We start from the raw sequence: 25,463 nt of genomic DNA, 5'->3' as shown, positions 1-25,463 counted from the left end.
GGCCCTGAGCCACCGGGCAAGCCGGTGGCTCAGGGTAGGACGAACCGTCCGCGCGGTGGGACACCACGCGGCCTGCTCCTCGAATCAGCCGGCGGCCGCCTTCAGCGCGTCACCCAGCGCGGTGGCCTCGTCGGGAGTCATCTCGACGACGAGCCGGCCACCACCCTCCAGCGGGACCCGCATGACGATGCCCCGGCCCTCCTTGGTGACTTCCAGCGGACCGTCGCCCGTCCGCGGCTTCATCGCCGCCATGTTGTCTCCCCTCAGACCTACGCCAGGGTCGGTGGGTTGCCCCACAGCCACTTCGCCATCGCACCCGCAACAGTCGCGGAGGCGTCGACCAACGATTTTCCCTGATGAACACCGCCGGACCCAAACCGAAGCAGCATTGATGTAACAGCATCTAGCTTATCTTGGGTAGGCCTGTCACAATGTGCGGTCATGCAGGCACGGTCGGCACTCTTCGACCTGTACGGCGACCACCTCCGCGTCCGGGGTGGCCGTGCACCGGTCGCCGCCCTGGTCAAGCTGCTGGCGCCGCTCGGGATCGCCCCACCGGCGGTACGCACCGCGGTCTCCCGGATGGTCCGTCAGGGCTGGCTGGAACCACTCCGGCTCGCCTCCGGACCGGGATATTCGATCACCCCGAAAGCGGGTCGTCGACTCGACGAGGCGGCCTCCCGGATCTACCGGACCGGTCGGCACAGTTGGGACGGACGGTTCGATCTTCTCGTCCTCACGGCGCCCGCCTCCCGCCGGGACCGGCAGCGGCTCGCCGCCAACCTCACCTTCCTCGGCTACGGCACACTCGACGACTGCACCTGGGTGGCCACCCGCCCCGGCGAGGACGTCGACCTGCTGCTCGCCGAGGCGGGCGTGCGCTTCGAACGGTTCACCGCCGCGCACGCCGCCGGCACCCCGGGCGCCATGGGCGTGGTCCGCCGGGCCTGGGACCTGGTCGAGATCGGCCGGGCGTACGAGCGCTTCGTCGCCGAACAGAAGCCGCTGCTGTCCGGCGTCACGGTCCGCAGCAGCGACGAGGAGGCGTACGCGGCCCGGTTCCGGCTCGTGCACGCGTGGCGTACCTTCCTGTTCCGGGACCCGCAGTTGCCCCCGGCGCTGCTCCCCGAGCGCTGGCCGGGCACCAGCGCGGCCGGGTTCTTCGACCGGCACGCGGCCCGGCTCCGGCCGGCCGCCGACCGGTACGTCGAGCAGTGCCTCGACGCCAGCCACCGCCTCGCCCGACAGAAGGGTCGTTAGAAACGTGACCGAGCCGCTGCTCGTCGACCGCACCGACGCCGTCGTCACCCTGACGCTGAACCGCCCGACGGCGATGAACTCGCTCGACGTGGCGCTCAAGGAGGCGCTCCGGGAGACGCTTGCCGAGTTGGAGACCGACCGCTCCTGCCGGGCGGTCGTGCTGGCCGGCGCGGGCGGCTCGTTCAGCGCCGGGCAGGACCTGCGGGAGCACGTGCAGACGCTGGAGTCGGCGGACGCCGACCCGCTCGCCACCGTGCGGGCGCACTACAACCCGATCGCCGCCCGGCTGGCCAACCTGCCCAAGCCGGTGGTCGCCGCGGTGCGTGGGATGGCCGCCGGGGCCGGCGCCTCGCTGGCGTTCCTGGCCGACTTCCGCATCGGCGGCCCGAAGACGCGGTTCCTGATGGCGTTCGCCGGGGTCGGGCTCGCCGCCGACACCGGGGCCTCCTGGACGCTGCCCCGGCTGGTCGGCCACGCCAAGGCGGTCGAACTGCTCATGCTCGCCGAGCCGGTCGGCGCCGAGGACGCCTGCCGGCTGGGCCTGCTCACCCGGTTGGTGGACGACGACGAGCAGGTGCTCCCGGCCGCGCAGGAGCTGGCCGTCCGGCTCGCCGCCGGCCCGACCGTCGCGTACGGGGCGATCAAGCGTCAGCTCTCCATCGCCGACGCCGGCACGCTCGCCGACGCGCTGGCCGCCGAGGCGCAGGCGCAGGCCATCTGCGGCGGCACCGCCGACCACCGGGCCGCCACGATGGCGTTCGTCAACAAGCAGAAGCCGGTCTTCGAGGGGCGCTGAGGCTCAGTCGTCCTCCTCCGGGTCCTGGTTGGCCTCGACGCCGAGCACGAACGCCTGCATGGCCAACTCGTCGCCGGCCGGCGAGACGAACGCCGGCAACTCACGCGGGCCCAGCTCCTGCACGTAGGACCAGAAGATCCGGACCGCCTCGGCCCGCGTGGCCGCCTCGATCGGCAGGTCGAGGCTGACCAGCCAGGTACGCCGGGCCGGCGGCGGACCGAGCCGGTCGGCCAGCGCCCGCCAGCGCGCCGGGTCGAGCGCGGCGACCGGGCCGTCCGGGGCCGGGCCGTCGACCGACACCGGCTCGTCGAGCGCCCGACGGGTGTACGTCACCACGAGCGCGCCGGCCGCCGGGTCGGACTGGGGGTCGTCCGGATCCTCCCGGCCCCCGGCGCCGGCCCGCGTCACCCGGCCGAGCGCCACCAGCCGCAGCGGCTCCTCGACCAGCACCGCCACCCGGTCACCCGGGCGCGGCCGGGCCGCCCCCGGCAACCCGGTCAGCTCCAGCACGTCGTGGTGCACCAACCGCTCGGCCTGGTAGCGCTCGGCGGGCAGCAGCACCGCCCAGGCGCCCGGCGTGGTGTCGGCGTCGGTCGTCCCGCTCGTCCGTGGCTCGGTGTCGGTCATGCCCCAATCCCATCACGCCGCGTCGTCACACCCCGGCCCGGTCACCACCGGCGTGGCATCCGGCGAGGTGATCGTCCACCATGCCGGTGGCCTGCATCAACGCGTAGGCGGTGGTCGGCCCGACGAAGCGGAAGCCGCGCTTCTTGAGCGCCTTGGCCATCGCGGTGGACTCCGGGGTGAGCGCCGGCACGGAGGCGAACGAGCGGGGGCGCGCCGGTCGGGGCGGGGGCGCGAACGACCAGAGCAACGCGGAGAGCCCCTCGGGCAGCTCCAGCGCGGCGCGGGCGTTGGCGATCGCCGCCTCGATCTTGGCCCGGTTGCGGACGATCCCGGCGTCGGCCAGCAGCCGGGCCGTCTCGGCCTCGCCGTAGCCGGCGACCGACTCGATCCGGAACCCGTCGAAGGCGAGCCGGAACGCCGGCCGCTTGCGCAGGATGGTCAGCCAGGACAGGCCGGACTGGAACGCCTCCAGGGTGAGCCGCTCGTAGAGCGCGTCGTCGCCGCGCAGCGGCCGACCCCACTCCTCGTCGTGGTAGGCGGCGTAGTCGGGGGTGCTCGCCCCCCAGGCGCAACGGGGCAGCCCGTCCGGGCCGGTCACCAGGTCAGTCACGCCGCACAGGGTAGTGCGACCCACCGACTCCGCCGGCACGCCACGGTCAGGGCAGGCGGCCCTGCTCGACCAGCCGGGCGAACCTCTTCAGCGCCTGGGTCAGGCCGAACTTCGAGCCGGGCCAGAGCACCGGCCAGGCCACCCGGCCCGCCGTCCCGCCCGGCAGGTGGAACCACTCGTGCCAGACCACCTGGGTGCGCTCCCGGTCCATCGGGGTGCACCGCAGCACGCCCGGGCCGCGCAGCAGCTTGCCGCAGTGCACCACGCCGACCTCGTACGGCGCGTCGACGCGCACCACCCGCATCTCGTCGCGGAGCACGGCCGGGCCGACCGCGGTGACCGCCTCGACCAGGCTGCCCTCGCCGCCGTCGCCCTCGACCACCCGGACCGTGGTGAACGGGATCCAGTCCGACTGCCGTTCCCACGCGGTCAGCGCCGCGAAGACGCGCTCCGCCGGCGCGTCGACGATCACCGTGGCGGTGACCTCGGCGGCACCCGGCTGGGCCGCCTCGGCGAAGCCTGCGGAACCCTCCGCGCCGGTCACGCCGGCTCCGAGCGGGCCACCGGCCCGCGTGCCCGGTCGTCCGCGTCGCTGTCGTCCGCGCTCGCGCCGGCCGGCCCGGCGGTGATCCCACCGGCCGGGGACGTGGTGTCCTCGACCGCGGCGGCGGCCGGCGCCTCCGCCACGCCCGCCTCGGCCGGCGGAGCGGTCTGCGGCTCAGGTGTCGACAGGTCGATTATCACCGGACCGGCGCCCGACGGGTCGAGGGCCGACTCGTCGGTCCCGGTCCCGGCTCCGGCGGCGACGGCCTCCTCGCGCGCCCGGCGCAACGCGTCGGCCTCTTCGGTCCGGCCCTCGCGCAGTGCGGTGTTCTCGGCCTCCAGCACGCCGATCAGCTCGGACTTGTAGCCGATGTCGTAGGCGGCCCGCCGGAGCGCCACGTCGACCTGGGCCATCCGGTAACCGCGCAGCGCGGTGTCGAACCGGACCCCGGTCACGTCCGACTCGTCGAGCGGGCGGCCACCCGGCAGCGGCACGGCCCGGCCGTCCGGCTCGGCCGGCACCAGCCCCGGATCCCGCCCGGAGACGAGCACCGTCACTCCGAACACCACTGCCGCGACGGTCAGCGCGACGACCAAGAGGAGCAGAACCTCACCCATGGAGAGATCGTGGCATGCGGGCCCGGATCGGGCGAGCCCTCCACGGCCTCCGGTCCGCAAAACCCGCGTTCCCGACGTGGTGGAGGTTCGTTCCCGACCGCCGCCCGCCTTCCACATTCCAGGAAACCCGAAGATCTTGGTACGCAAGTGCCCCGGAAGGGGCCGTTACGTACCAAGATCTCGGGGCGGTGGCGGGTGGCACCGCGGGGACATGCGAAGGTGCGACGGTCGGCGCGGGGACGAGGAGGCGGGGATGACCGGGATGTTGCGGCTCGGTGGACGGGCCTTCGCCCCGGGTGAGCTGGTGGTGATGGCGATCGTGAACCGCACCCCGGACTCGTTCTTCGACCGGGGCGCCACCTTCGCCCGGGACAGCGCGCTGCGGGCGGTCGAGCGGGCGGTGACCGAGGGCGCGGAGATCATCGACATCGGCGGGGTGAAGGCCGGGCCCGGCGACGAGGTCGACGTGGCCGAGGAGATCCGCCGCACGGTGGACACCATCGCCGCGGTCCGGGCCGCCTTTCCCGACGTGGTCGTCTCGATCGACACCTGGCGGGCGGAGGTGGCGGTGGAGGCGGTCGCGGCCGGCGCGGACCTGCTCAACGACACCTGGTCGGGGGCGGACCCGGCACTGGCCCGGGTCGCCGCGGCGACCGGCGCCGGGCTGGTCTGCTCGCACGCCGGCGGGCTGGCCCCGCGTACCCGGCCGCACCGGGCGGCCTTCGACGACGTGGTGACCGACGTGCTCGACACCGTCACCGGGCTGGCGGAACGCGCGGTCGGGCTGGGGGTACGCCGGGACGGCATCCTGATCGACCCGGCGCACGACTTCGGCAAGAACACCCGGCACTCGCTGGAGATCACCCGGCGGCTGGCCGAGTTGACCGACACCGGTTGGCCGCTGCTGGTGGCGCTGTCGAACAAGGACTTCATCGGCGAGACGCTGGACCTGCCGGTGCCGGAACGGCTGGAGGGGACGCTCGCCGCCACCGCGGTCTCGGCCTGGCTCGGCGCCCGGGTGTTCCGCGCCCACCAGGTCCGCCCGACCCGTCGGGTGCTGGACATGGTGGCGTCGATCCGGGGGGACCGGCCGCCGGCGGCGACCCGGCGCGGGCTGGCCTAGGGGGTCAGGTCCAGCGCAGCACGCCGCGCCGCCAGGCGTAGAGGATGCCGAGCGCCACGATCGCCACGAAGACGCCCATCTCCACCACCGTGGTCGCCCCGAAGCCGGGCCGGTCGAAGACCAGCGCCCACGGGAAGAGGAAGACCGCCTCCACCGCGAACAGGACATAGAGGTACGCGTAGACGTAGTAGCGGATCTGCATCTGGGCCCAGTCGCCGCCGACCGGGTCGAGCCCGCACTCGTACGTGGCCCGCTTGCCCCATGGCTCCGCCGGTCGGGCCGGACGTAACATCCGGTTCGCCGAGAACGCCGTCAGGAAGAAGAGCACGGCGGCGAGCAGCAGTAGACCGAGCGTGGCGTACGAGCCGAGGTATCCGGTCACGACCCGGAGCGTACCGGTCCCCTCGAGACGTCTCGGACACGTTACGAATTCGTTTCCTGGCGGGACTAGTGCCGGAGGGCAACCGTCCCCGAATAATGAGACCTCGTTGACACGTCCCCGGAGGACAGATGACCCGCCCCCGCGTCCGGCCTGCCCACCGGGTCACGCCTCGCCGTACCCTCGCACTGTTCGCGCCCGCGCTGATCGCCGCGGCCGCGGCGGTCGCCGTGGTGGCGCCGGGATGGGCCGCGGTCACCCCCGCCGCCGCGGCCGGGGTGGTCCGGGTGGCCGACCCGGGCGCGCCGGGCGACCCGGGCGGCGACCCCGGCGACCCGACCGAGCCGACGCCGACCGGGGACGCGACCACCACCGCCCCGGCCCCGACCACGGCACCGCCGACGGAGGCACCCCCGCCGCCGACCACACCCCCGCCGCCGGTCACCACCGAGCCGGCCCCGCCGCCCACCACGGCGCCGGCCCCGCCCGCCACCACCGCGCCGGCCACCACCACCGCACCGCCCCCGCCGCCGGTCGGACCGCCCGTCAAGCCCCCGCCGCCACCGCCCACCCAGGCCGCCGGCGGGCCGCTGGGGGTGCAGGTCAGCACCGGCGACCTGGCGCTGACGCCGGACTACTGGAACGCCGACAGCACGGTGGCCACGCTGCGGGTGACGGTGACCAACACCGGTGGACGCGAGGAGCAGATCAGCCTCGGCTACTCGTTGCCGGCCGGGCTGGTCGACGGCGGCACGCCGGGTTGCGTCGACGCCGGGGGCGGCAACCACCGCTGCGGCGGGTGGACCGTCGCGCCCGACGCCCGGTTCAGCGCCACCATCCGGGTCCGGGTCGCCGGGGACGCCTGGCAGACCATGCCGCTGAGCGGATCGGTCCAGGTCACCGCCGTCGCGCCCGGCGTCGCCGGGGCGGCGTACGACGACGAGGGCTTCGCGGTGCTGTTCCCGCCCGGCCCGCCGGTGCCCGGCATCTCGCTCCGCGCCGACGAGGTCCTCTTCGACATCAGCGGCGCGCCGAGCACGCTCACCGTACGGCTGGGCAACACCGGCGAGGTGGACGCCGCCGGACGGGTGGAGGTGCTCCTCCCGGGCGGGGTGACGGTGAGCGACACCGGGAACGCCTGCGCCCCGGTGGCCCCGGACCGGACCCGGTGCGAGCTGGGCACGCTGCCGGCCGGCCGGACCGCGACGCTGCGCCTGCCGGTGACCGCGTCGGCGGAGGCCCAGCGCATGGCCCCGCTCGCCGGCGCGGTGATCGGCCGGTTGGACCCGCGCAGCGGGCGGGACCGACAGGTGCAGATGAGCTTCCGGATCAGCGCGGCGGCGGCACAGTCCACGCCGGTGGCGGGGGCGCCCGCGCCCACGGGTTCTCAGGGAGTGCTGACTGCGTCGGAGCGGTCCGATTCCGGCGACGGCCCGGCCCGAGGGATCGCCATTGCCTTGATCATCATGTCGGCGTTGCTCGTCGTTTTCGCGTTGACGCTGGCCACGCGCTCGCTGCGACGCCGCAGCGACGTCACCGTGCCGGAGCCGACCACGGAGCGGTGAGCCGCGCGGCGCGGTGATCTGGATTACGGTCGGCGGTACTAACCGTCCCTAATCAGGGCATACAGCAGCCCGTTCGGGTCTCACCCGTCGGACCACCACCAAGGCGGCCCTAACCGTACGACGTAGGCTCTGACGGTGAGAAACGGAGCGGGCCGCGTCGACGAGGGCGACGGCGCTCAGCGAAGCGAGGTGCGGGCGTGACCAAGCAGATCCGTCAACTGGACCGGGTGGTCATCCGGTTCGCCGGCGACTCCGGCGACGGCATGCAGCTCACCGGCGACCGGTTCACCTCGGAGACGGCACAGTTGGGCAACGACATCTCCACGTTGCCCAACTTCCCGGCCGAGATCCGCGCGCCCGCCGGCACGCTGCCGGGCGTGTCGAGCTTCCAGGTGCACTTCGCCGACTACGACATCCTGACCCCCGGCGACGCGCCGAACGTGCTGGTGGCGATGAACCCGGCCGCGCTCAAGGCCAACCTGGCCGACCTGCCGCGCGGGGCGGACATCATCGTCAACACCGACGAGTTCACCCGCCGCAACCTGGCCAAGGTGGGCTACGCGACCAACCCGCTGGACGACGACACGCTCGACGGCTACGCGGTGCACCCGGTCGCGCTCACCTCGATGACGATCGGTGCGCTGGCCGAGCTGACGGTGTCCAAGAAGGACGCCGAGCGGGCCAAGAACATGTTCGCGCTCGGGCTGCTGAGCTGGATGTACTCCCGACCGTACGAGTCGACGCTGCGGTTCCTGGAGCGCAAGTTCGCCCGCCGGCCGGAGCTGGTGGCGGCGAACGTGGCCGCGTTCCGGGCCGGCTGGAACTTCGGCGAGACCACCGAGGACTTCTCCGTCCGGTACGAGGTCAAGCCGGCGAAGATGCCGCCCGGCACGTACCGCAACATCACCGGCAACGCGGCGCTGTCGCTGGGCCTGGTGGCCGCCGGGGTGCGCTCCGGGCTGCCGGTGTTCCTCGGCGCGTACCCGATCACCCCGGCCTCGGACATCCTGCACGAACTGAGCAAGCACAAGAAGTTCGGCGTGGTCACCATGCAGGCCGAGGACGAGATCGCCGCGGTCGGCGCGGCGCTGGGCGCGTCGTACGGCGGCTCGCTCGGCATCACCACCACCAGCGGGCCGGGCGTGGCGCTGAAGAGCGAGACGATCTCCCTGGCGGTGGCGCTGGAGCTGCCGCTGGTCATCGTCGACGTGCAGCGGGCCGGGCCGTCCACCGGCATGCCCACCAAGACCGAGCAGGCCGACCTGAACATGGCGCTGTACGGCCGGCACGGTGAGGCGCCGGTCGCGGTGATCGCGCCGAAGTCGCCGTCGGACTGCTTCCACGCCGCGCTGGAGGCGGCACGGATCGCGCTGACCTACCGCACGCCGGTGATCCTGCTCTCCGACAACTACGTGGCCAACGGCTCCGAGCCGTGGCTGCTGCCGGACGTGGACTCCCTGCCCGACCTGCGGGTGGAGTTCGCCACCCGGCCCAACGGCGAGGACGGCACCACGTTCCTGCCCTACCTGCGCGACCCGCAGACGCTGGCCCGCCCGTGGGCGGTGCCCGGCACGCCGGGGCTGGAGCACCGGATCGGCGGCCTGGAGAAGGCCGACAAGACCGGCGACATCTCGTACGACCCGTCGAACCACGACTTCATGGTGCGGACCCGGGCGGCCCGGATCGAGACCATCCCGGTGCCGGACGTGGAGGTCGAGGACCCGGACGGCGACGCCCGGGTGCTGGTGCTGGGCTGGGGCTCGACGTACGGCCCGATCGGCGCGGCATGCCGGGGGCTGCGCCAGCGCGGGCTGCCGGTGGCCCAGGCGCACCTGCGGCACCTGGCCCCGATGCCGGCCAACCTCGGCGAGGTGCTGCGCTCCTACGACCGGGTGGTCGTTCCCGAGATGAACCTCGGCCAGCTCGCCCACGTGATCCGGGCGAAGTACCTGGTCGACGCGATCGGCTACAACCAGGTCCGCGGCCTGCCGTTCACCGCCGCGGAGCTGGAGACGATGCTGGAAGAGGTCCTGAAGAATGTCTGAGCCCGTCGCCCTGAAGCTCACCGCCAAGGACTTCAAGTCCGACCAGGAGGTGCGTTGGTGCCCCGGCTGCGGCGACTACGCCGTCCTGGCCGCGGTGCAGGGCTTCATGCCGGAGCTGAACATCCCCCGGGAGAACATCGTCTTCGTCTCGGGCATCGGCTGTTCGTCCCGCTTCCCGTACTACATGAACACGTACGGCATGCACTCGATCCACGGTCGCGCCCCGGCGATCGCCACCGGCCTGTCGGTGTCCCGGCCGGACCTGTCGGTCTGGGTGGTCACCGGTGACGGCGACGCGCTCTCCATCGGCGGAAACCACCTGATCCACGCGCTGCGCCGCAACGTCAACCTGAAGATCCTGCTGTTCAACAACCGGATCTACGGGCTGACCAAGGGCCAGTACTCGCCCACCTCCGAGGTCGGCAAGATCACCAAGTCGACGCCTGTCGGTTCCGCGGACGCCCCGTTCAATCCGCTGTCGCTGGCGCTCGGCGCCGAGGCCACGTTCGTGGCCCGGACGCTCGACTCGGACCGCAAGCACCTCCAGTCGGTGCTGCGGGCCGCCGCCGAGCACAAGGGCTCGGCGTTCGTGGAGATCTACCAGAACTGCAACATCTTCAACGACGGCGCGTTCGAGCCGTTGAAGGAGCCGACCACCCGGGACGACTACCTGATCCGGCTGGAGCACGGGCAGCCGATCACGTTCGGCACCGACGGGCAGTTCTGCGTCGTCCACCCGCCGGGCGGCTTCGGGCTGGAGGTGCGGGAGACCGCGGCCACCCCGGCGGAGCAGATCGTGGTGCACGACGTCACGGTCGCCGACCCGGCGTACGCGTTCGCGCTGTCCCGGCTGCCCGGGCTGGATCTGCGCAACACGCCGCTCGGGGTGTTCCGATCGGTGGACCGGCCCTCCTACGACAGCGTGGTGCAGGAGCAGGTCGCGTCCGCGCGGGCGAGCGTCGACCAGACCCCGGAGCAGCAGCTCTCGGCGCTGCTCGGCAGCGGTGACACCTGGACGATCATGTAGCTCCATCTGATCCGCGCGTCCGAAAGGGCGGGCCGTCCCGGGGGACGGCCCGCCCTTTCGCGGTTTCCGGACCGGTCAGACGGTCGCCGGCACCCACAGCTCGCCGATCGCCCGCTCGGCGGCGGCGAGGCTCGCCTCGTGCAGCGGGACCAGCTCGGCCATCGCCGGGTTGACCGGGGCCAGGGTCAGCTCGGCCGAGATGAACCGCGGCTCCAGGCCGGTGCGCGACAGTCCGTGCGGCAGCCAGGGCTCGGCGTGGTCCCAGCCGGCGCGCGGGGTGCCCGCGCCGTAGCCGCCGCCCCGGGTGCCGAACACGATGAACTCGCGACCGCCCAGCAGCCCGGCGCCGGTGGCCGGGTCGAGCGCGAGACCGGGCGCGATCAGGTGGTCGACCCAGGCCTTCACGCTGCTGGGCGGACCGAAGTTGTAGAGCGGCAGGCCGAGCAGGATCGTGTCGGCACGCAGGACCTCGCTCACCAGGTCCTCGGTCACCCGCCAGGACGCGCGCTGCTCGGGCGTGTGCTGGTCGGGCGGCACCGCCCGGGCGAGACCGCCGGCGGTGTCCAGGTGCGGCACCGGGTCCTGACCGAGGTCCCGGTAGGTGACCGTGCCGCCGGGGTGGGCGGCACGCCAGGCGTCGGCCGCGCGGGCGGTGAGGCGACGGCTGACCGACCGCTCACCGGTGATGCTCGAGTCGATGTGCAACAGGTGGGCCATCGTTTACTCCTCCATCGATCGTTCGTGTAGCACGAACCATTTATAGCAGGTCGATGTTCCTTGTTCGCCGTAGACTGGGTCACATGCCAGCCGAGCCCGCCGACGAGCGCCGCTCCGGGCCGCTGCTCCAGCACCTGGCCCGGCGGATGCGGCTGCGCTCGGAATCGGTGCTGACCCCGCTCGGCCTGCGCGTCCGGCACCTGGTCGCGCTCACCGTGCTGCGTGACTCGGGCGACATCAGCCAGCAGGGGCTGGCCGGCACGCTCCAGATCGACGGCACCAACGTGGTCGGGCTGCTCAACGACCTGGAGTCGGCGGGCCTGGTCGAGCGCCGTCGCTCCCCGACCGACCGCCGGCGGCACGTCGTCAGCCTCACCAGGGCGGGCGACACCCGGATCCGCGAGGCCGAGTGCGCGCTCGCCGACGCGGAGAACGAGGTGCTCGGCGCGCTGGCGCCCGACGAGCGGGAACTGCTCTACGACCTGCTCCGGCGGGCCAGCCAGGGCTGCGCCCCGACCTGCACCGAAGCGGTCACGGAGAGCCCGGACGCCTGCTGACCGGGCCGGCGCCGGTCACGCCGGGACGGTCGACGGCGCTCAGGCCGTGGTGGTCGCCTGCGGGCGGTCGTCGCGGACGTGGACCAGCATGTCGCCGGTCTCGATCACCGCGCCGGCCCGGTCGTTCAACGCGACCACCTTGCCGCGCCGGACCAGTGCGATGACGAGCGACTCCAGCTCACGCGGCGAGCGACCCACCTCACTGCGCTCGGCCGAGCGCATCGCCAACGCCATCCCCTGACCGGGGGTGAGCAGGTCCTCCACCACGTCGATCAGGGGCGGGGCCGAGGTGGAGAGGCCGAGCAGCCGACCGGCGGTGGCCGACGAGACGATCACGTGGTGCGCGCCGCTCTGCTTGAGCAGCGGCGCGTTCTCCGCCTCCCGGACCGCCGCGATGATCCGGACCTGACCGGCGGTGAGCTGCCGGACGGTCAGCGCCACCAGCACCGAGGCGTCGTCGCTGTCGGTCGCGATGATGACCGCCTTGGCGGTGCGGATGTGCGCCTCCTCCAGCACCGACGAGCGGGTCGCCGAGCCCTCGATCGTCACCAGTCCGTTCGAGGTGGCCTGGCGCAGCGCCGGCCCGCTCCGCTCGACCACCACGATCTTGGACTTGTCCGCCCCGTTCTCCAGCAGCGCGGAGACCGCGCTGCGGCCCTTGGTGCCGTAGCCGCAGATGATGACGTGGTCCTTCACGGATCTCCTCCACCGCGACAGGCGACGGCCGGTCCGGTACTGCTCGGTCAGGACTTCCAGGGTGGTGCCGACCAGGATGATCAGGAAGAGCACCCGGGCGGGGGTGATGAACAGGACGTTGATCAGGCGGGCCGACGGACTGGCCGGCGTGATGTCGCCGTACCCGGTGGTGGAGAGCGAGACCACCGTGTAGTAGAAGCAGTCGAGCAGCGTCAGGCCGTCCTCGTTGACGTCGCGGTAGCCGTCGCGGTCGAGCCAGACCACGAAGACGGTGGCGAAGACCAGGCCGAGGGCGGCGAGCAGGCGCAGGCTCAGCGCGCTCAGCGGCCCCCGCCGTTGCGCGGGAAAATGGATCACCGTCGGTCCCGCTCCGCCACCGTCGCCTGCACGCCCTCAAGATAGCGGGTACGCCGGGAGTCGGCCGGGCGGGCCGTGGACCGGCCCCCACGTCGCAAGCGGTAAGGATCTCGTCACATCCGTCGACGCCCCGGTGGGTGAGACTCGACCCGACGAATGTGACGAGGGGGAGTCGGATGCGTACAGGTGCGGCACTGACCACGCTGGCCGTGGTCGTCGGGGTGGCTCTGGCCGGCCCCTCACCCGCGGTGGCGGGCACGCCGAGGCCCGCCGCGATGCCGACGGCGAAGCGCACCGCCGTCGTGCTGCCGTCGCTGACCGGCCGGGGCAGCACGGCGTACGACGTCAACCCGGCCGGGGTGGTGGTCGGGTCGGCGGAGCTGGCCAGCGGCTACTGGCACGCGGTCCGCTGGGTGGACGGGCGGATCGAGGACCTGGGCACGCTCGGCGGGCCGAACAGTCAGGCCCAGGCGATCGACGAGCGGGGCCGCATCGTCGGCACCGCCCAGGCCGCGGACGGCAGCAGCCACGCCGTGGCCTGGGTCGACGGGAAGATCCAGGACCTCGGCCTCACCGGTGGCATCTTCTCCATCGCGTACGACACCGCCGGGGACCGGGTGGTCGGCGTGTATCACGTCACCGACAGCTTCGCCGGGCGGCGGGCGTTCGTCCGCACCGGCAACACCGAGATCACCATCGACGCGCCGCCGGGTGCGAGCGCCGTCGCGGTCAACGAGGCGGGCACGGTCGCCGGCACCTACGGCTACCGGGACTGGACCGACCCGCCGTTCGTCAACCAGGCCTTCGTGTGGCGCAACGGGGTCGTCCGGCCCCTCGGCACCCTCGGCGGTCCCACCAGCGACGCGAGCGGCATCAACGACCTTGGTCAGGTGGTCGGCACCAGCCGGACCGCGGACGGCGCGTTCGCCGCCTTCTTCTGGGACGGTAGGACGATGCGCCGACTGTCCACCGGTTCGGCGTCCCCCACCGCACAGGCCGTGAACGACTCGGGTCTGGTGGTCGGCACCGACGGCACCGCCGGCCGGGCGATGCTCTGGCCCTCACCGACGGCGGGCTCCCGACTGCTGCCGCTGCCGGACGGGGCGGTGGGCAGCGTCGCGATCAATGTCAACGACGCCGGTCTGATCGTCGGTCAGGCGGACTTCCTCTCGCCGAGCTTCCACAGCCGGGCGGTCGTCTGGCGTTGACCGACCCCGGCCCGGTCGGTACCACGGGGGCCGACCGGGGCGGTCCACGCCGCCGGGACGGGGCATGATGGGTAGCGTCGGCGAACGGCGACCGCGAGGAGGCCGGCATGTCGTTGCTGCGACGGGTGATCGGCGGGGTGCTGCGTCGGATCCGCCTGCGTCAGGGCCGCACGTTGCGCGAGGTGGCACAGGCGGCCGGCGTCTCCCTGCCCTACCTCTCCGAGGTCGAGCGCGGGCGCAAGGAGGCCTCCTCGGAGGTGCTGGCCGCGATCTGCCGGGCGCTCGGCATCCACCTCGCCGACCTGCTGGAGGAGGCACGCGACGAGCTGCGCCGGGAGCGGCCCACGCCGGTCGGTCCCGGGGTGCCAATGGCCCGGCTCGACCGGGTGCCATCGGCCCGCAGCGGCCCACAGCTCCGGGTCGGCCCGCCCCGCCTGCACGCCACCCGACGCCCGGGCGGCCCGAACGCGCCGCATCCGGCCCGGCCGGTCACGCCGCCGCACACCGCGCACCCGGTCCGGTCGACCCCGCTGCTCGGCGGCGGGCTGCGCCCGATGGGCGTGTCCCCCATGCCGGTCGGCCCGCCGCTCGGCCACGCACCGGAGCTGTTCGGCACCGGCACCCGGATCTGGCTGATCCCGACGCCGACCGCGCGCCCGCGCCCGCGTACCTCACCGGCGCTGGCCCGGCGCCGGGCCCGCGCGGCCCGACGGCGGCCGGTCGCGGCGTAGCGCCCACGGTCGGGCCGGACGAACGCCGACCGGGCGTGGCGCCGGGCACCGCGACGGACGACCGAGGTACGGCCCGCACCGACCGGCGGCGCCCACCCGGTTCTGCCGAGGGCGAGTCTGCCCGGGGCAGAAAGCCTGGGCCGCGCGGGTGCGCCCGGCGGACGCTGGAGACCGCCGGCTCGCCGGGCGGTCCCCCGCCCACCGGCGTCACGGAGGTGGGCAGTCATGAGTGGCATCTGGATGCGGGACGAGGGGCAGCCGGTCTTCGGCGACCGGGTCTTCGAGCGGCTGCTCAAGGAACGGATCATCTTCCTCGGCACCGAGGTCACCGACGACTCGGCCAACCAGATCTGCGCGCAGATCCTGCTGCTCGCGGCCGAGGACGCGGAGCGGGACATCTACCTCTACATCAACTCGCCGGGCGGCTCGGTCAGCGCCGGGATGGCCGTCTACGACACCATGCGGTGGGTGAAGAACGACGTGGCGACGCTGGCGCTCGGGATGGCCGGCTCGATGGGGCAGTTCCTGCTCTGCGCCGGCACGGCGGGCAAGCGGTTCGCGCTGCCGCACTCGCGGATCATGATGCACCAGCCGTCCGGCGGGTTCGGCGGCACGGTCGCCGACATCACCATCCAGGCCGAGAACATGCTGCACGTGAAGCACACCATGCAGGAGCTGATCGCCCGGCACAGCGGGCACACGCTGGAGGAGATCCAGCGCGACTGGGACCGGGACCGCTGGTTCACCGCCGAGGAGGCCCGCGAGTACGGGCTGGTCGACCAGGTCCTCTCCCGGGTCGACCAACTCGTCGGCTGAGCCGCGGACGGCCGGCTACAGGAACTCGCTGCGGTAGGCCGGGGCGAGTTCCACGGCGCGGCCTTCGGCGGGGATCCGGTGGCTGATCAGGCGTCGACGACGACGACGGTCTTGCCGCTGGGCAGCGCGCCCGCGGCGGCGTCGGCGTGCAGGGCCGGCAACTCGGCCAGCGGCACCCGCCGGGCCACGTCGACGTGCAACTCGCCGCGGTCGACGAGGCTCACCAGGTGCGCGAGCTGGTCGGCGTCGCTGCGGACGAAGAGGTCGACGCCCCGCACGTCGCGCTCGTCGTCGGCGGGGGCGGGCATCCAGACGGTGGTGTTGACCAGCACCCCGCCCGGACGGATCACCGTGAGCAGGTCGGCCAGCCGGGCCGGGTCGACGGGTGCGAGGTTGAGGACGACGTCGACCGGCTCGGTGACCGCGGTGGTCACCTCGGTCGTGGTGTGGTCGACGACCTCGTCCGCGCCCGCCGAGGTGACCGCCGCGCTGCTGCCGGGACCGGCGACGGCGACGACGTGGGCGCCGGCGTGGTGGGCGAGTTGCACGGCGTACCGGCCGACCGCACCGGCCGCGCCGTTGACCAGGACACGCTGCCCGGTGGTCAGTTTCGCGTGGTCGAAGAGCGCCTGCCAGGCGGTGAGCCCGACCGCCGGCAGTGCGGCGGCGTCGGTCAGCGGGATGCTCGCCGGCGCCGACGTCAGGGCCTCCGCCGGTGCGACGACGTACTCGGCGGATGCGCCGGCCGCCGTCATGGGCAGGAAGCCGATGACGTTGTCGCCGGGACGGAAGCCGTCGACGCCCTCGCCGAGCGTGTCGACCGTGCCGGCGACGTCGAAGCCGGGGGTGTGCGGCAGCGCCACCGGGATGGGGCCCTGCATGAAACCGGCCCGGATGTTGCCGTCGACCGGGTTGAACGAGGTCGCCGCGACGCGGATCCGCACCTGACCGGCGCCGGGGACCGGCTGCGCGGCGTCCTCCAGACGCAGGACGGACGGGTCTCCGTACTCGTGGAAACGCACTGCCTTCATGGTGATCCCTCATCTTCCCGAGACGAGTGCTTCGAATGCGAAGCACTTCATGACCATAGCTCACTTCAAATTCGAAGCAAGTGCGCTGGGGTGTGAGCCGGCCGACAGTCCGCGTCGGCCCGGCCAGTCGAGCATCGCGGAGTTCGGGGAACGGAGGAATGTCGTCGTCATCCACGGATCGACAGTCCGTGGACAACTGCCGGCTCAGGTCAGCCGGCGGAGTCTCGCCTCGCTCGGCGAGCCGGGCTGCGCCAGGAAGACCAGCAGCTCCTGACCCTCGTCGGGATCCACCAGCCGGCGCGAGTGCAGCTCCAACTCGCCCAACTCGGGGTGTCGATAGCGCTTGAGGTCGTGGTGGTGGGTGACATCCACCTCGTGCCGTCGCCAGACCTCGGCGAACTCGGGGCTGACCGACAGCAGCGCCTCGACGATCTCGCCGGCCGTGCCGGTGGGGTCCGCCGTGTACGCCGCGCGGAGGTCGACGGTGAACACCCGGCCCCGGATGGCATGGTCCTCGGGCGGATAGATGGCCCGTTGCGACGCGTCGGTGAACCATCGATAGACCAGGTAGCGGGACATGCCCTCGAACCTGGTGTAGTCGCCGAACAGGGCGACCGCGGGCGGGGTCTGCAGCAGGGCCTCCCCGAACCGGGAGAAGACCAGCGCGGGCGTGTCCGAGAGACGCTCGACGATCCGCCGCATGGCGGGGCTGACCCGCTCGTCCCGCAGGACGCGCCGCGGCGCCGAGTGGCCGCCGAGGGCGAACAGGTGGTCCCGCTCGCCGGGGCTGAGCTTCAGGGCCCGGGCCAGGGCGGCGAGCATCTGCTCGGACGCCATCGGGCCGCGCTGCTGCTCCAGTCGGCTGTAGTAGTCGGCCGACATGCCGGCCAGCACCGCGACCTCCTCCCGCCGCAGTCCGCCGGTGCGGCGCCGTCGGCCCCGGGGAAGCCCCACGTCCTCCGGTTGCAACGCCTGACGACGGGCCCGGAGGAAGTCGGCGAGCAGCGTACGGTCCATCCCGTCAGCAGCCGGTGCGGGCGCGGCCGGCCCGGGGCCTGGCCGACCTCGGCGGGTTGGCGCGCATGTGGTCGCGCACCCGGCCGAGGACGGCACTGACGGCGGCGAGGTCCCGGTCGGCCATCGGCTCGAACAGCAACTGCCGGACGCGGTCGACGTGCCCGGGTAGCACGTGGGCAATCAGGTCCCGGCCCGCGTCGGTGACGGTCACCCGGACGCTGCGCTCGTCGTCCGGCGAGGGCGCCCGGGTGACCAGGCCGCGCTTCTCCAGCAGGCCCGCCTGGTAGGTGAGCCCGCTGCGGCTGTACACGACGCCGTCGGCCAGGTCGGTCATCCGCAGCCGGCCCTCCGGGGCGTCCACCAGCCGGGCCAGGATCTGGAACTGCACGTAGCTCAGGTCGCCGGCGGCGCGCAGGTGCTCGTCCACCGCATACTGCAGGAGGCTGCTGACCTCCATCAGGGCGAAGTACGCGCCGAGCTGCTCCGCGTTCAGGCCGGCCGCCGGTTCACTCACCCGATGATTCTACGTGCTTTGAACTCGAAGTTTCCCGGCGATCGGCGGTCCACCCGGACCGCCCCGGCCGCGCGGACCGGGGCCGTCCGGGCCACCGCCGCCGGTCAGGGGTAGCTGACCACCGGGCTGGTGCCGTACGAGCCGACCACCGGGGTGCCGACCTCGTTGATCGTGCGCTCGATCCCGCCGCTGCCGTTCAGGAACACGGTGATCGCGTCGTGGAACCGTACGCCGGCCCGCCGCGGCGCCTCGATCGCCCGGTCGCAGCGGATGTCCACACCCTGGTTGAAGTACGCGTAGACGCCCAGCCCCCACGCCTCGTGCGTGCGGACGTGCGGGGCCACCCGGTAGGAGGCCCAGCCGTCGCCGGTCGGGCTGCGCCAGGCCGCCTGGCTCGGCGGGTCGTAGGGCAGCTCGCTCTGGTAGAACACGGTCCGGCCGCGCTCGCCGTGCCAGCGGGTCTGCCAGCGCTGGTAGTGCTCGACGAAGAGCCCGTACGCGGTGACGTCGTCGCCGTTGACGACCACCCCGGTGGCGGCCGTGTTGACGTCCCAGCCGATGGTGCCCGGCTGGCCGTGGTCGCCCCGCCAGGCCCAGATGTTGTCGATCAGCGTGTGCCGGCTGTGCACCACCAGACTGGTCACCGCCCGGCCGGCGGACGGGCCGCCGACGCGGAAGAAGACGTCCTGCAACGAGATCGGGTTGCCGGCGTGCGCCCGGTGGCTGTGCCGCCCACCGACCTCGACAAGCACCTCCGACTCGACCGGCCCGGCGTCGACGAGCACCCCGGCGATCCGTACCCCGTCGACGTCCTCGATCCGCAGCGCCGCGTCGCCGGTGACCGGCGCGAGGCTGGGCATGCCGAGTCCGAGCACGACGGTGTTCGGCCGGCGCACCCGCAGCGCCCGGTCCAGGCGGTAGACGCCGGGGGTGAGCAGCAGGTGGCGGCCCCGGGCGAGTTCGGCGTTGATCCGCGTCGCGGTGTCGGTGGGCCGGGCGATGAAGAAGTCGGTAAGCGGCAGCGACGGCGTCGGTGCGCCGCCGGCGGCCCAGGTGGTGCCCGCGGTGTCGCGGCGCAGACGGGGCACCGCCACCCGCCAGCGGCCCGCGTCGTCCACGAAGAGGTACGGCTTCTCCCGGATCACCGGGCTGGTCGGCAGCGTGGTGTACGGCGGGTCGGGGAAGCCCTGCGCGGGCGCGCCGATCACGCCGGAGAAGACCTGGTTCCACACGCCGTTGGTCCACTCGCCACCGAGTTCGCTGTCCCGGGTGAGCCACTGCTGCTGGGAGCCGTTGATGGTGATGCCGTCCACCTTGGAGTCGGCGATGAAGCCGCCGCTGGAGTAGCCGCCGTTGCCGGGTTCCAGCCAGAGCACGCCCTTGACGTGCACCCGGCGCATCGGCGACGCCTGGGAGACGGCCCACTGGTTCGACCAGTCGGTCGGGGTGACGGCGAGGTTCTCCGCCGAGCGCCAGAAGTTGGTCAACGCGGAGATGCCGGCGGGTGAGTTCGGGTCGGGCTGGCCGACCACCCGGACCGCGCCGTGGATCTCCACGTCGTCGGGGTGGGCGCCGAGCCCGGCCACGGTGGTGTAGTAGCCGAGCCGGGCGTCCACCTCGTAGCGGCCGGGCTTGAACAGCACGGCGTACCGGTCGGCGCCCATCTCGTTGTGCTCCTGGGCGGTGAAGATCCGGTCCAGGGTGGACTGGATCTCCTCGGTCGGGGTGCTCGGGTCGTAGACGAAGACGTTCGGGCCGAGGTCGGGCTCGCGGGCGGGCCGCGCGGTCGGGGACGCGACGGCGGTGCCGGCCGGGAGGCCGAGGGCGGTGAGCGAGGCCGCCGAGGCGGTGAGCGCGAGGAAGCGGCGGCGGGAGGGGTCGGATGATCGCATCTGCCTGCCTGTTCGGTGGTGGAAGGAGAGCGGAGAGCGCTCTCTCGCCGTTCCTACCGCATCCCCGTCGATCCCACCAGAGCCCGCCGGTTCCGGAACCGGGAAGCATCGCGGCGCGGCGGTGGTTGTTCTCAAAGAAGTTGAACTCGCAACCAAAGGGAGCGCGCATGTCCATCGCCGTCACCGGAGCCACCGGCCAGCTCGGCCGCCTCATCGTCACCGCGCTGCTCGACCGCGGCGTACCGGCCGGGGAGATCGTGGCGATCGGCCGCGACCGCGAACGACTGGCCGACCTCGCCGGCCAAGGCGTCGTCACCCGCCCGGCCGACTACGACGACCCCGACTCGCTCCGGGCCGCCCTCGCCGGGACCGAGAAGCTGATGTTCGTCTCCGGCAGCGAGGTCGGCCGGCGTCGACCCCAGCACGCCAACGTGGTCTCCGCCGCCCGGGAGGCCGGCGTCGGGCTGGTCGTCTACACCAGCATCGCCCACGCCGACACCGCCGAGATGCGGCTGGCCGGCGAGCACCGGGACACCGAGCGGCTCATCCGCGACTCCGGGCTGCCGTACGTCTTCCTGCGCAACAGCTGGTACCTGGAGAACTACACCGACCAGCTCGACGCGTACCGGGAGCACGGGGTGGCGGGCGCGGCGGGCGACGGGCGGGTCAGCGCCGCCACCCGCGCGGACTACGCCGAGGCCGCCGCCGTGGTGCTCACCTCCGACGGTCACGACCACCAGGTGTACGAGCTGGGCGGCGCGCCGTTCACGCTCACCGACCTCGCCGCCGAGGTGGCCCGGCAGACCGGCGCGCCGGTCGGCTACACCGACCTGCCGGCGGACCGCTACACCGAGGTGCTGGTCGCCGCCGGCCTGCCCGAGGGGTACGCGGCCGTGCTCGCCGACAGCGACCTCGGTCTCGCCCGGGGCGAACTGGAGGTCGGCGACGATCTCGCCAAGCTGCTCGGCCACGCCCCGACCACGCTGGCCGAGGCGATCCGCGCCGCCCGCTGAACGACCGGACCGCGCCCGTCGCCACCCCAGGGATCGGCGGGCGCGGTTCCCGTCAGGCGCGCTCGGCGCGCTGCTTCACGAGGTCGTCGACGAGCGTCTCGACGTAGTCGGCGGTCTCCTCCCAGCGGGTCACCGCGACACTGCGGATGCCCATGGCCTTGACCGGGTAGTCGTTGCCGCCCACGTCGAGCCGGTCCCCCACGAACAGCACGTTGTCGATCTTCAGATCGAGGTGCTCCAGCAGCTTCCGCATGCCGTACGCCTTGTCCACGCCCTGGCGCGTCACGTCGATCGAGGTCGAGCCGCCGCCCCGGACCTCCAGGTCGGGCAGCTTCGCGGCGACCGCGTCGCGCAGCCGCTTCTTCTTGCTGCCGTCCGGGTCCCAGCCGTACTTCTCCGCCGGCGGAGCGGACTGCCCGAGCGCGGAGAACGTGATCTGGCTGCCCCGGTCCTCGACGATGTCACCCCACGTCTTCGTCTCCCACAGCCCGAGCGCCTGCGCCGACTCGGTGAGCGCGGCGATCACCCGGGCCTTGTCCGCCTCGCTCAGATCCTCCGCGTAGACCAGCCGCCAGTCGCCGGACGACCACCGGTAGTAGCGGGTGCCGCAGGTCGGCATCAGGTGCAGCCGGTCACGCTGCTCCTCGGTGAGATCGAGGTGGGCCAGCACCTGCGACTGGAACTGCTCGAACCGGCCACCGGAGATGATCAGGACGTCCACCTCGGTGAGCAGGTGACCGAGCAGGTCCGCCATCCGACGATCGATCTGGGACTTGGAAATCGCCAGGGTGTCGTCGAGGTCGAACGCCACCACTCGAAGATCGTTCACGAATACCTCATGTGTCGTCGCGGGCTGGTCGGGACTAGCAGGGTACCGATGCGGCCTGACGCGTTCCTGAGCGCCCGGGGGCTCCACCCATTGACGGAGAGTAACAAGCAGGCCGCGTACGACGACCGGAAAGCGCTGGACACGCGGCGTCCTCGACGTCGATGGTGAGCCGATGCGCCAGGACGAGATCTGGGACGGCGAGGCCGCCCGACGCTACGACACGCCGGGCACCGGGATGTTCGCGCCGGAGGTGCTCGGCCCCACCGTCGACCGGCTCGCCGCGCTCGCCGGGACCGGCCGGGCCCTGGAGTTCGCCATCGGCACCGGCCGGGTGGCGGTGCCACTCGCCGCCCGCGGCGTGCCGGTCAGCGGGATCGAACTCTCCGTACCCATGGTGGAGCAGTTGCGGACGAAGGTCGACGCCGCCACGGTCCCGGTGGTGGTCGGCGACATGGCCGGCGCGACCGTGCCGGGCGAGTTCAGCCTGGTCTACCTGGTCTACAACACCATCGCCAACCTGCTCGACCAGGACCAGCAGGTGGCCTGCTTCCGCAACGCGGCGCGGCACCTCGGGCCGGGCGGCCGGTTCGTGATCGAGCTGTGGGTGCCGGAGCTGCGCAAGCTGCCCCCGGGTCAGCAGGCGACCGTGTGGCACACCGAGGCCGGCTACATCGGCCTGGACACCTACGACGTGCTGCGCCAGCGGGTGGTGTCGCACCACTTCCACTTCGGTGACGGCCGCGAGGCGCGGGTCTTCCGCACCCCGCACCGCTACATCTGGCCGTCCGAGCTGGACCTGATGGGCCAGTTGGCCGGCTTCACGCTGGAGAGCCGGCACGCCGACTGGGCCGGCGCGGAGTTCACCGAGGAGTCCCGCTCCCACGTGTCGGTCTACCGACTGGCCTGAGCGCCCCCCGATGACGACGGCGCTCGTCGCCGGCACGTCCGGTGCCGGCACGCCCCTCGCTGGCAGCCCGGCGTCGGACAGTCGACGCACCGCGCGGGCGCACTGGCACCGGTCCACGCGCTTCCGCTACTATCGGCAATCGACACGTCACGATGAGCTGATCACCCCGGTTGCTCCGGGGGTGACCCGATCTGCTTCGGGGGTCGACCAATGCCGGACGTCGCCAAGGTCACCGCGCAGCCGTACCCGTTCAGCCCACCCGACCGGCTCCACCTCGACCCGCGCTACGCCGAGCTGCGGCGCACCGAGCCGCTCATCCGGGTGCGGCTGCCGTTCGGCGAGGAGGGGTGGCTCGCCACCCGACACACCGACGTGCGGACCGTCCTCGGTGACGCGAGGTTCAGCCGGGCCGCCAGCGTCGGCCGGGACGAGCCGCGGCTCACGCCGAGGCAGATCGAGGGCGGCATCCTGTCGATGGATCCGCCGGAGCACACCCGGCTACGGCGGCTGGTCGCCAAGGCGTTCACCGCCCGCCGGGTCGAGCAGCTCCGGCCCCGCACCCGGCAGATCGCCGACGAACTCATCGATGCCATGGTGACGGGCGGGCCGCCGGCCGACCTGGTGGAGCACTTCGCCACCCCGCTGCCCATCCAGGTGATCTGTGAGCTGCTCGGGGTGCCCTTCGCCGACCGGCACCTGTTCCACGTCTGGTCGGAGGCGATCGTCTCGACCACCTCGCTGCCGCCCGAGCGGATCCAGGAATACCTCGACAACCTGTACGCGTACATCGGCGAGCTGGTCCAGCAGCGACGCCGGGCGCCCACCGACGACCTGATCTGCGCGATGGTGCGGGCGCGCGACGAGGACCAGGACCGGTTCACCGAACAGGAGATCGTGCAGCTCGCCGCCGGGCTGCTCGCCGCCGGCCACGAGACCACCGTCACCCAACTGCCGAACTTCGCGTACGTCCTGCTCACCCACCCGGAGCAGATGGCCTGGCTGCGGGCCGACCCCGCCCGGGTGCCGACCGCGATCGAGGAGCTGATGCGGTACGTCCCGCTCGGGGTGGCCTCCTCATTCGCCAGGTACGCCACCGAGGACATCGAGGTCGGTGGAGTGCTGGTGCGGGCCGGGGAACCAGTGATCGGCTCGATCTCGTCGGCGAACCGCGACGAGACCGTCTTCGCCGACCCCGATCGGCTCGATCTCGGTCGGGAGACCAATCCGCACATCGGTTTCGGGCACGGCGTGCACCACTGCCTGGGGGCCCAGCTCGCCCGGATGGAGCTACAGGTCGGGATCGGCACGCTCGTCGCCCGGCTGCCCGAGCTGCGGATCGCCGTCCCCGAGCCGGAACTCAGCTGGAAGAGCGGCATGATCGTCCGAGGTCTGGCCCGGATGCCGGTGGCCTGGTGAGCGCCGGCTGGCGGATCGCCGTCGACGCACGGCGCTGCATCGGATCGGGCGGCTGCGTCGGCATGGCGCCGGCCCACTTCCGGCTGGAGTCCGGGTCGGCCACGCCGATCGCGGCGACGGTCGAACCGGACGAGACGGTGATCGACGCCGCCGAGTCGTGCCCGGTCGAAGCGATCACCGTACGCGACGACGACGGTGAGCTGGTCGCTCCCGCCTGACGCGACGACGCCTGACCTCGACGCACCGGAATCGTTTCCGCGGTTCGTGGGTCACCGGGGGTTTCGGGGAGCAATGCGGATTCATCAAGGCCCTGGTCACCTCTTTGCTGGCCAGGGCCTCGTGTCGGCACCCCCGGCAGAATTCGCGACACACAGTCCAGGAAGGAAATAGCGCTACCACGAAGACCCGGCGTCCTACGGGACGTTCACCTTCGGGCACCCCAGCTAAACGCCCCGTTCATTCCGCGTATGTTTTGACTCTTGTTGACACCAGGCAGCGCTGGCTTCCGCGCAACCGCCGTCAAGCATGCAGCCCTCCGAGGATCGAGCCCGCTGAACTGAGACATCGTCATGGTTCGGGCGCTTCGGCGGCATGAACCAAGCATTCATCGACGCCGGATCGAGTGTCCGATTCGCGATTGTCGCTAGTGACAGGGTGTGGCAGCGTGCATGAACTGATGTAGTGCCGTCACGTCCGCGGATCGCCATGGGCGTCGCGACATCGGGTGGAGAAGACAGCGGGGCAAGTGGTCCGCCGAAGCGCAGCACTCTAGGCAGGGAGGTTGCTCCACTCGATGGACAGTGCAGGCCCGACGGGGTCAGCGCCTCCTAGCCGCTGGCCTAAGATCGTCCAGGCGGTGGAGGTGCACCGGCTGGCCGTCGCCGGCCGCGAGGCGGCCATCGCCCGGCAGGTCAGCGGCAGGGTGGCCCGGGAGTGGCTGGCGACGTCCCGATTCGCTGACGTCGAGGCACTGACAACCGCCACCCTGAGCCTGGGCCCGGATGCGGGTGCGTTCTACCACCGCGGCTCGGCCAGACGAGCCACCGGCCAGCCCTGGCCAGCGCTGGCCGACTACAACCAGGCCCTGACCCTGTACCGCGACGCCGGCAACCGCGGCACCGAAGCCGCCACCCTCAACAACATCGGCGCCGTGTACGACGGGCTCGGCG

27 protein-coding genes and 1 pseudogene are annotated in these 25,463 nt (G+C 72.7%); 15 read left to right on the top strand and 13 right to left on the bottom strand.

The window, feature by feature from the left end:
• Positions 1–84: 84 nt before the first annotated feature.
• On the bottom strand, positions 85–252 hold the full coding sequence (locus tag ACLQ2W_RS06580; protein WP_013283866.1) for a DUF3117 domain-containing protein: 168 nt from the start codon (positions 250–252) through the stop codon (positions 85–87).
• Between the two features lie 189 nt (positions 253–441).
• Between ACLQ2W_RS06580 and ACLQ2W_RS06575 the strand changes: the two genes are divergently transcribed.
• Both ACLQ2W_RS06575 and ACLQ2W_RS06570 read left to right on the top strand, forming a co-directional pair.
• Positions 442–1,260, top strand: coding sequence for a PaaX family transcriptional regulator (locus ACLQ2W_RS06575; RefSeq protein ID WP_107154892.1), 819 nt, complete (start codon positions 442–444; stop codon positions 1,258–1,260).
• A gap of 4 nt (positions 1,261–1,264) precedes the next feature.
• Positions 1,265–2,056 (top strand): enoyl-CoA hydratase/isomerase family protein, encoded by a 792-nt coding sequence (locus tag ACLQ2W_RS06570; protein WP_107154891.1) that lies wholly within the window; start codon positions 1,265–1,267, stop codon positions 2,054–2,056.
• A gap of 3 nt (positions 2,057–2,059) precedes the next feature.
• Here ACLQ2W_RS06570 and ACLQ2W_RS06565 read toward each other — a convergent pair whose 3' ends face one another.
• From ACLQ2W_RS06565 to ACLQ2W_RS06550, 4 genes are read right to left on the bottom strand one after another with little or no spacing between them, the layout of a single operon-like run.
• Positions 2,060–2,683: a hypothetical protein gene (locus tag ACLQ2W_RS06565; protein ID WP_425785641.1), complete on the bottom strand. Its 624-nt coding sequence runs from the start codon at positions 2,681–2,683 to the stop codon at positions 2,060–2,062.
• A gap of 25 nt (positions 2,684–2,708) precedes the next feature.
• Positions 2,709–3,293, bottom strand: a complete 585-nt coding sequence (locus tag ACLQ2W_RS06560) for a DNA-3-methyladenine glycosylase I (RefSeq protein ID WP_425785640.1) — start codon at positions 3,291–3,293, stop codon at positions 2,709–2,711.
• Between the two features lie 46 nt (positions 3,294–3,339).
• Positions 3,340–3,837, bottom strand: coding sequence for an SRPBCC family protein (locus ACLQ2W_RS06555; protein WP_405092277.1), 498 nt, complete (start codon positions 3,835–3,837; stop codon positions 3,340–3,342).
• Positions 3,834–4,454, bottom strand: a complete 621-nt coding sequence (locus ACLQ2W_RS06550; RefSeq protein WP_425785639.1) for a DivIVA domain-containing protein — start codon at positions 4,452–4,454, stop codon at positions 3,834–3,836. Before ACLQ2W_RS06550 ends, ACLQ2W_RS06555 begins: the two co-directional genes overlap by 4 nt.
• A gap of 253 nt (positions 4,455–4,707) precedes the next feature.
• Here ACLQ2W_RS06550 and folP point away from each other — a divergent pair, with 253 nt between their 5' ends.
• A complete protein-coding gene (gene folP, locus ACLQ2W_RS06545) occupies positions 4,708–5,577 on the top strand; it encodes a dihydropteroate synthase (RefSeq protein ID WP_281943157.1) in 870 nt (289 codons plus the stop codon).
• A 4-nt stretch (positions 5,578–5,581) separates the two neighbouring features.
• Here the strand turns inward: folP and ndhC are convergent, their stop codons facing one another.
• On the bottom strand, positions 5,582–5,959 hold the full coding sequence (ndhC, locus tag ACLQ2W_RS06540; protein ID WP_405092275.1) for an NADH-quinone oxidoreductase subunit A: 378 nt from the start codon (positions 5,957–5,959) through the stop codon (positions 5,582–5,584).
• A 128-nt stretch (positions 5,960–6,087) separates the two neighbouring features.
• Here ndhC and ACLQ2W_RS06535 point away from each other — a divergent pair, with 128 nt between their 5' ends.
• The 3 genes from ACLQ2W_RS06535 to ACLQ2W_RS06525 all read left to right on the top strand — a co-directional run bounded on the left by ACLQ2W_RS06535 (position 6,088) and on the right by ACLQ2W_RS06525 (position 10,593).
• The gene (locus ACLQ2W_RS06535) at positions 6,088–7,521 is read left to right on the top strand and encodes a hypothetical protein (RefSeq protein ID WP_425785638.1); all 1,434 of its coding nucleotides are present in this window, start codon (positions 6,088–6,090) and stop codon (positions 7,519–7,521) included.
• A gap of 197 nt (positions 7,522–7,718) precedes the next feature.
• Positions 7,719–9,566, top strand: a complete 1,848-nt coding sequence (locus ACLQ2W_RS06530; RefSeq protein WP_425785637.1) for a 2-oxoacid:acceptor oxidoreductase subunit alpha — start codon at positions 7,719–7,721, stop codon at positions 9,564–9,566.
• Positions 9,559–10,593: a 2-oxoacid:ferredoxin oxidoreductase subunit beta gene (locus ACLQ2W_RS06525; RefSeq protein ID WP_281943165.1), complete on the top strand. Its 1,035-nt coding sequence runs from the start codon at positions 9,559–9,561 to the stop codon at positions 10,591–10,593. The genes ACLQ2W_RS06530 and ACLQ2W_RS06525 overlap by 8 nt, the downstream gene beginning before the upstream one ends.
• Positions 10,594–10,668: 75 nt before the next feature.
• Here ACLQ2W_RS06525 and ACLQ2W_RS06520 read toward each other — a convergent pair whose 3' ends face one another.
• Positions 10,669–11,310 carry an FMN-dependent NADH-azoreductase gene (locus tag ACLQ2W_RS06520; RefSeq protein ID WP_425785636.1) on the bottom strand — a complete coding sequence of 214 codons (642 nt, stop codon included), beginning with the start codon at positions 11,308–11,310 and terminating at the stop codon, positions 10,669–10,671.
• Between the two features lie 83 nt (positions 11,311–11,393).
• On the opposite strand from ACLQ2W_RS06520, the gene ACLQ2W_RS06515 reads away from it, so the two are divergent.
• The gene (locus tag ACLQ2W_RS06515) at positions 11,394–11,867 is read left to right on the top strand and encodes a MarR family winged helix-turn-helix transcriptional regulator (protein WP_425785635.1); all 474 of its coding nucleotides are present in this window, start codon (positions 11,394–11,396) and stop codon (positions 11,865–11,867) included.
• 39 nt (positions 11,868–11,906) lie between these two features.
• Here ACLQ2W_RS06515 and ACLQ2W_RS06510 read toward each other — a convergent pair whose 3' ends face one another.
• Complete coding sequence (locus ACLQ2W_RS06510) at positions 11,907–12,920, bottom strand: potassium channel family protein (RefSeq protein WP_107154879.1); 1,014 nt, start codon at positions 12,918–12,920, stop codon at positions 11,907–11,909.
• A 176-nt stretch (positions 12,921–13,096) separates the two neighbouring features.
• Here ACLQ2W_RS06510 and ACLQ2W_RS06505 point away from each other — a divergent pair, with 176 nt between their 5' ends.
• The 3 genes from ACLQ2W_RS06505 to ACLQ2W_RS06495 all read left to right on the top strand — a co-directional run bounded on the left by ACLQ2W_RS06505 (position 13,097) and on the right by ACLQ2W_RS06495 (position 15,675).
• Complete coding sequence (locus ACLQ2W_RS06505) at positions 13,097–14,128, top strand: hypothetical protein (protein ID WP_425785634.1); 1,032 nt, start codon at positions 13,097–13,099, stop codon at positions 14,126–14,128.
• 107 nt (positions 14,129–14,235) lie between these two features.
• Positions 14,236–14,859: a helix-turn-helix domain-containing protein gene (locus ACLQ2W_RS06500; RefSeq protein WP_425785633.1), complete on the top strand. Its 624-nt coding sequence runs from the start codon at positions 14,236–14,238 to the stop codon at positions 14,857–14,859.
• A gap of 225 nt (positions 14,860–15,084) precedes the next feature.
• The gene (locus ACLQ2W_RS06495) at positions 15,085–15,675 is read left to right on the top strand and encodes an ATP-dependent Clp protease proteolytic subunit (protein WP_405092267.1); all 591 of its coding nucleotides are present in this window, start codon (positions 15,085–15,087) and stop codon (positions 15,673–15,675) included.
• Between the two features lie 86 nt (positions 15,676–15,761).
• Here the strand turns inward: ACLQ2W_RS06495 and ACLQ2W_RS06490 are convergent, their stop codons facing one another.
• The 4 genes from ACLQ2W_RS06490 to ACLQ2W_RS06475 form a co-directional block, all read right to left on the bottom strand.
• Entirely contained in the window at positions 15,762–16,706 is a 945-nt protein-coding gene (locus ACLQ2W_RS06490; protein WP_425785632.1) for an NADP-dependent oxidoreductase, read from the bottom strand.
• A 204-nt stretch (positions 16,707–16,910) separates the two neighbouring features.
• Positions 16,911–17,723: a helix-turn-helix domain-containing protein gene (locus ACLQ2W_RS06485; protein WP_425785631.1), complete on the bottom strand. Its 813-nt coding sequence runs from the start codon at positions 17,721–17,723 to the stop codon at positions 16,911–16,913.
• A gap of 4 nt (positions 17,724–17,727) precedes the next feature.
• On the bottom strand, positions 17,728–18,237 hold the full coding sequence (locus tag ACLQ2W_RS06480; RefSeq protein ID WP_405092264.1) for a MarR family winged helix-turn-helix transcriptional regulator: 510 nt from the start codon (positions 18,235–18,237) through the stop codon (positions 17,728–17,730).
• Positions 18,238–18,341: 104 nt separating this feature from the next.
• The gene (locus ACLQ2W_RS06475) at positions 18,342–20,129 is read right to left on the bottom strand and encodes an adenylyl cyclase (RefSeq protein ID WP_425785630.1); all 1,788 of its coding nucleotides are present in this window, start codon (positions 20,127–20,129) and stop codon (positions 18,342–18,344) included.
• A 167-nt stretch (positions 20,130–20,296) separates the two neighbouring features.
• On the opposite strand from ACLQ2W_RS06475, the gene ACLQ2W_RS06470 reads away from it, so the two are divergent.
• Positions 20,297–21,142 carry an SDR family oxidoreductase gene (locus tag ACLQ2W_RS06470; protein ID WP_425785629.1) on the top strand — a complete coding sequence of 282 codons (846 nt, stop codon included), beginning with the start codon at positions 20,297–20,299 and terminating at the stop codon, positions 21,140–21,142.
• A gap of 52 nt (positions 21,143–21,194) precedes the next feature.
• Here the strand turns inward: ACLQ2W_RS06470 and ACLQ2W_RS06465 are convergent, their stop codons facing one another.
• Positions 21,195–21,971, bottom strand: coding sequence for an HAD-IIB family hydrolase (locus tag ACLQ2W_RS06465; protein ID WP_425785628.1), 777 nt, complete (start codon positions 21,969–21,971; stop codon positions 21,195–21,197).
• Positions 21,972–22,143: 172 nt separating this feature from the next.
• On the opposite strand from ACLQ2W_RS06465, the gene ACLQ2W_RS06460 reads away from it, so the two are divergent.
• The 4 genes and pseudogenes from ACLQ2W_RS06460 to ACLQ2W_RS06445 all read left to right on the top strand — a co-directional run.
• The gene (locus tag ACLQ2W_RS06460) at positions 22,144–22,878 is read left to right on the top strand and encodes a class I SAM-dependent methyltransferase (RefSeq protein WP_425785627.1); all 735 of its coding nucleotides are present in this window, start codon (positions 22,144–22,146) and stop codon (positions 22,876–22,878) included.
• 210 nt (positions 22,879–23,088) lie between these two features.
• Positions 23,089–24,294 carry a cytochrome P450 gene (locus ACLQ2W_RS06455; protein WP_425785626.1) on the top strand — a complete coding sequence of 402 codons (1,206 nt, stop codon included), beginning with the start codon at positions 23,089–23,091 and terminating at the stop codon, positions 24,292–24,294.
• The gene (locus ACLQ2W_RS06450) at positions 24,291–24,512 is read left to right on the top strand and encodes a ferredoxin (protein ID WP_405092258.1); all 222 of its coding nucleotides are present in this window, start codon (positions 24,291–24,293) and stop codon (positions 24,510–24,512) included. Before ACLQ2W_RS06455 ends, ACLQ2W_RS06450 begins: the two co-directional genes overlap by 4 nt.
• Positions 24,513–25,150: 638 nt before the next feature.
• Positions 25,151–25,463: pseudogene (locus ACLQ2W_RS06445) on the top strand (tetratricopeptide repeat protein); the annotation flags it as partial.

It is taken from the genome of Micromonospora sp. DT227, assembly GCF_049841835.1.
GTDB lineage: Bacteria > Actinomycetota > Actinomycetes > Mycobacteriales > Micromonosporaceae > Micromonospora.
Note: the sequence above shows the minus strand (reverse complement) of the source record. Positions and strands in the feature narration are given on the sequence as shown.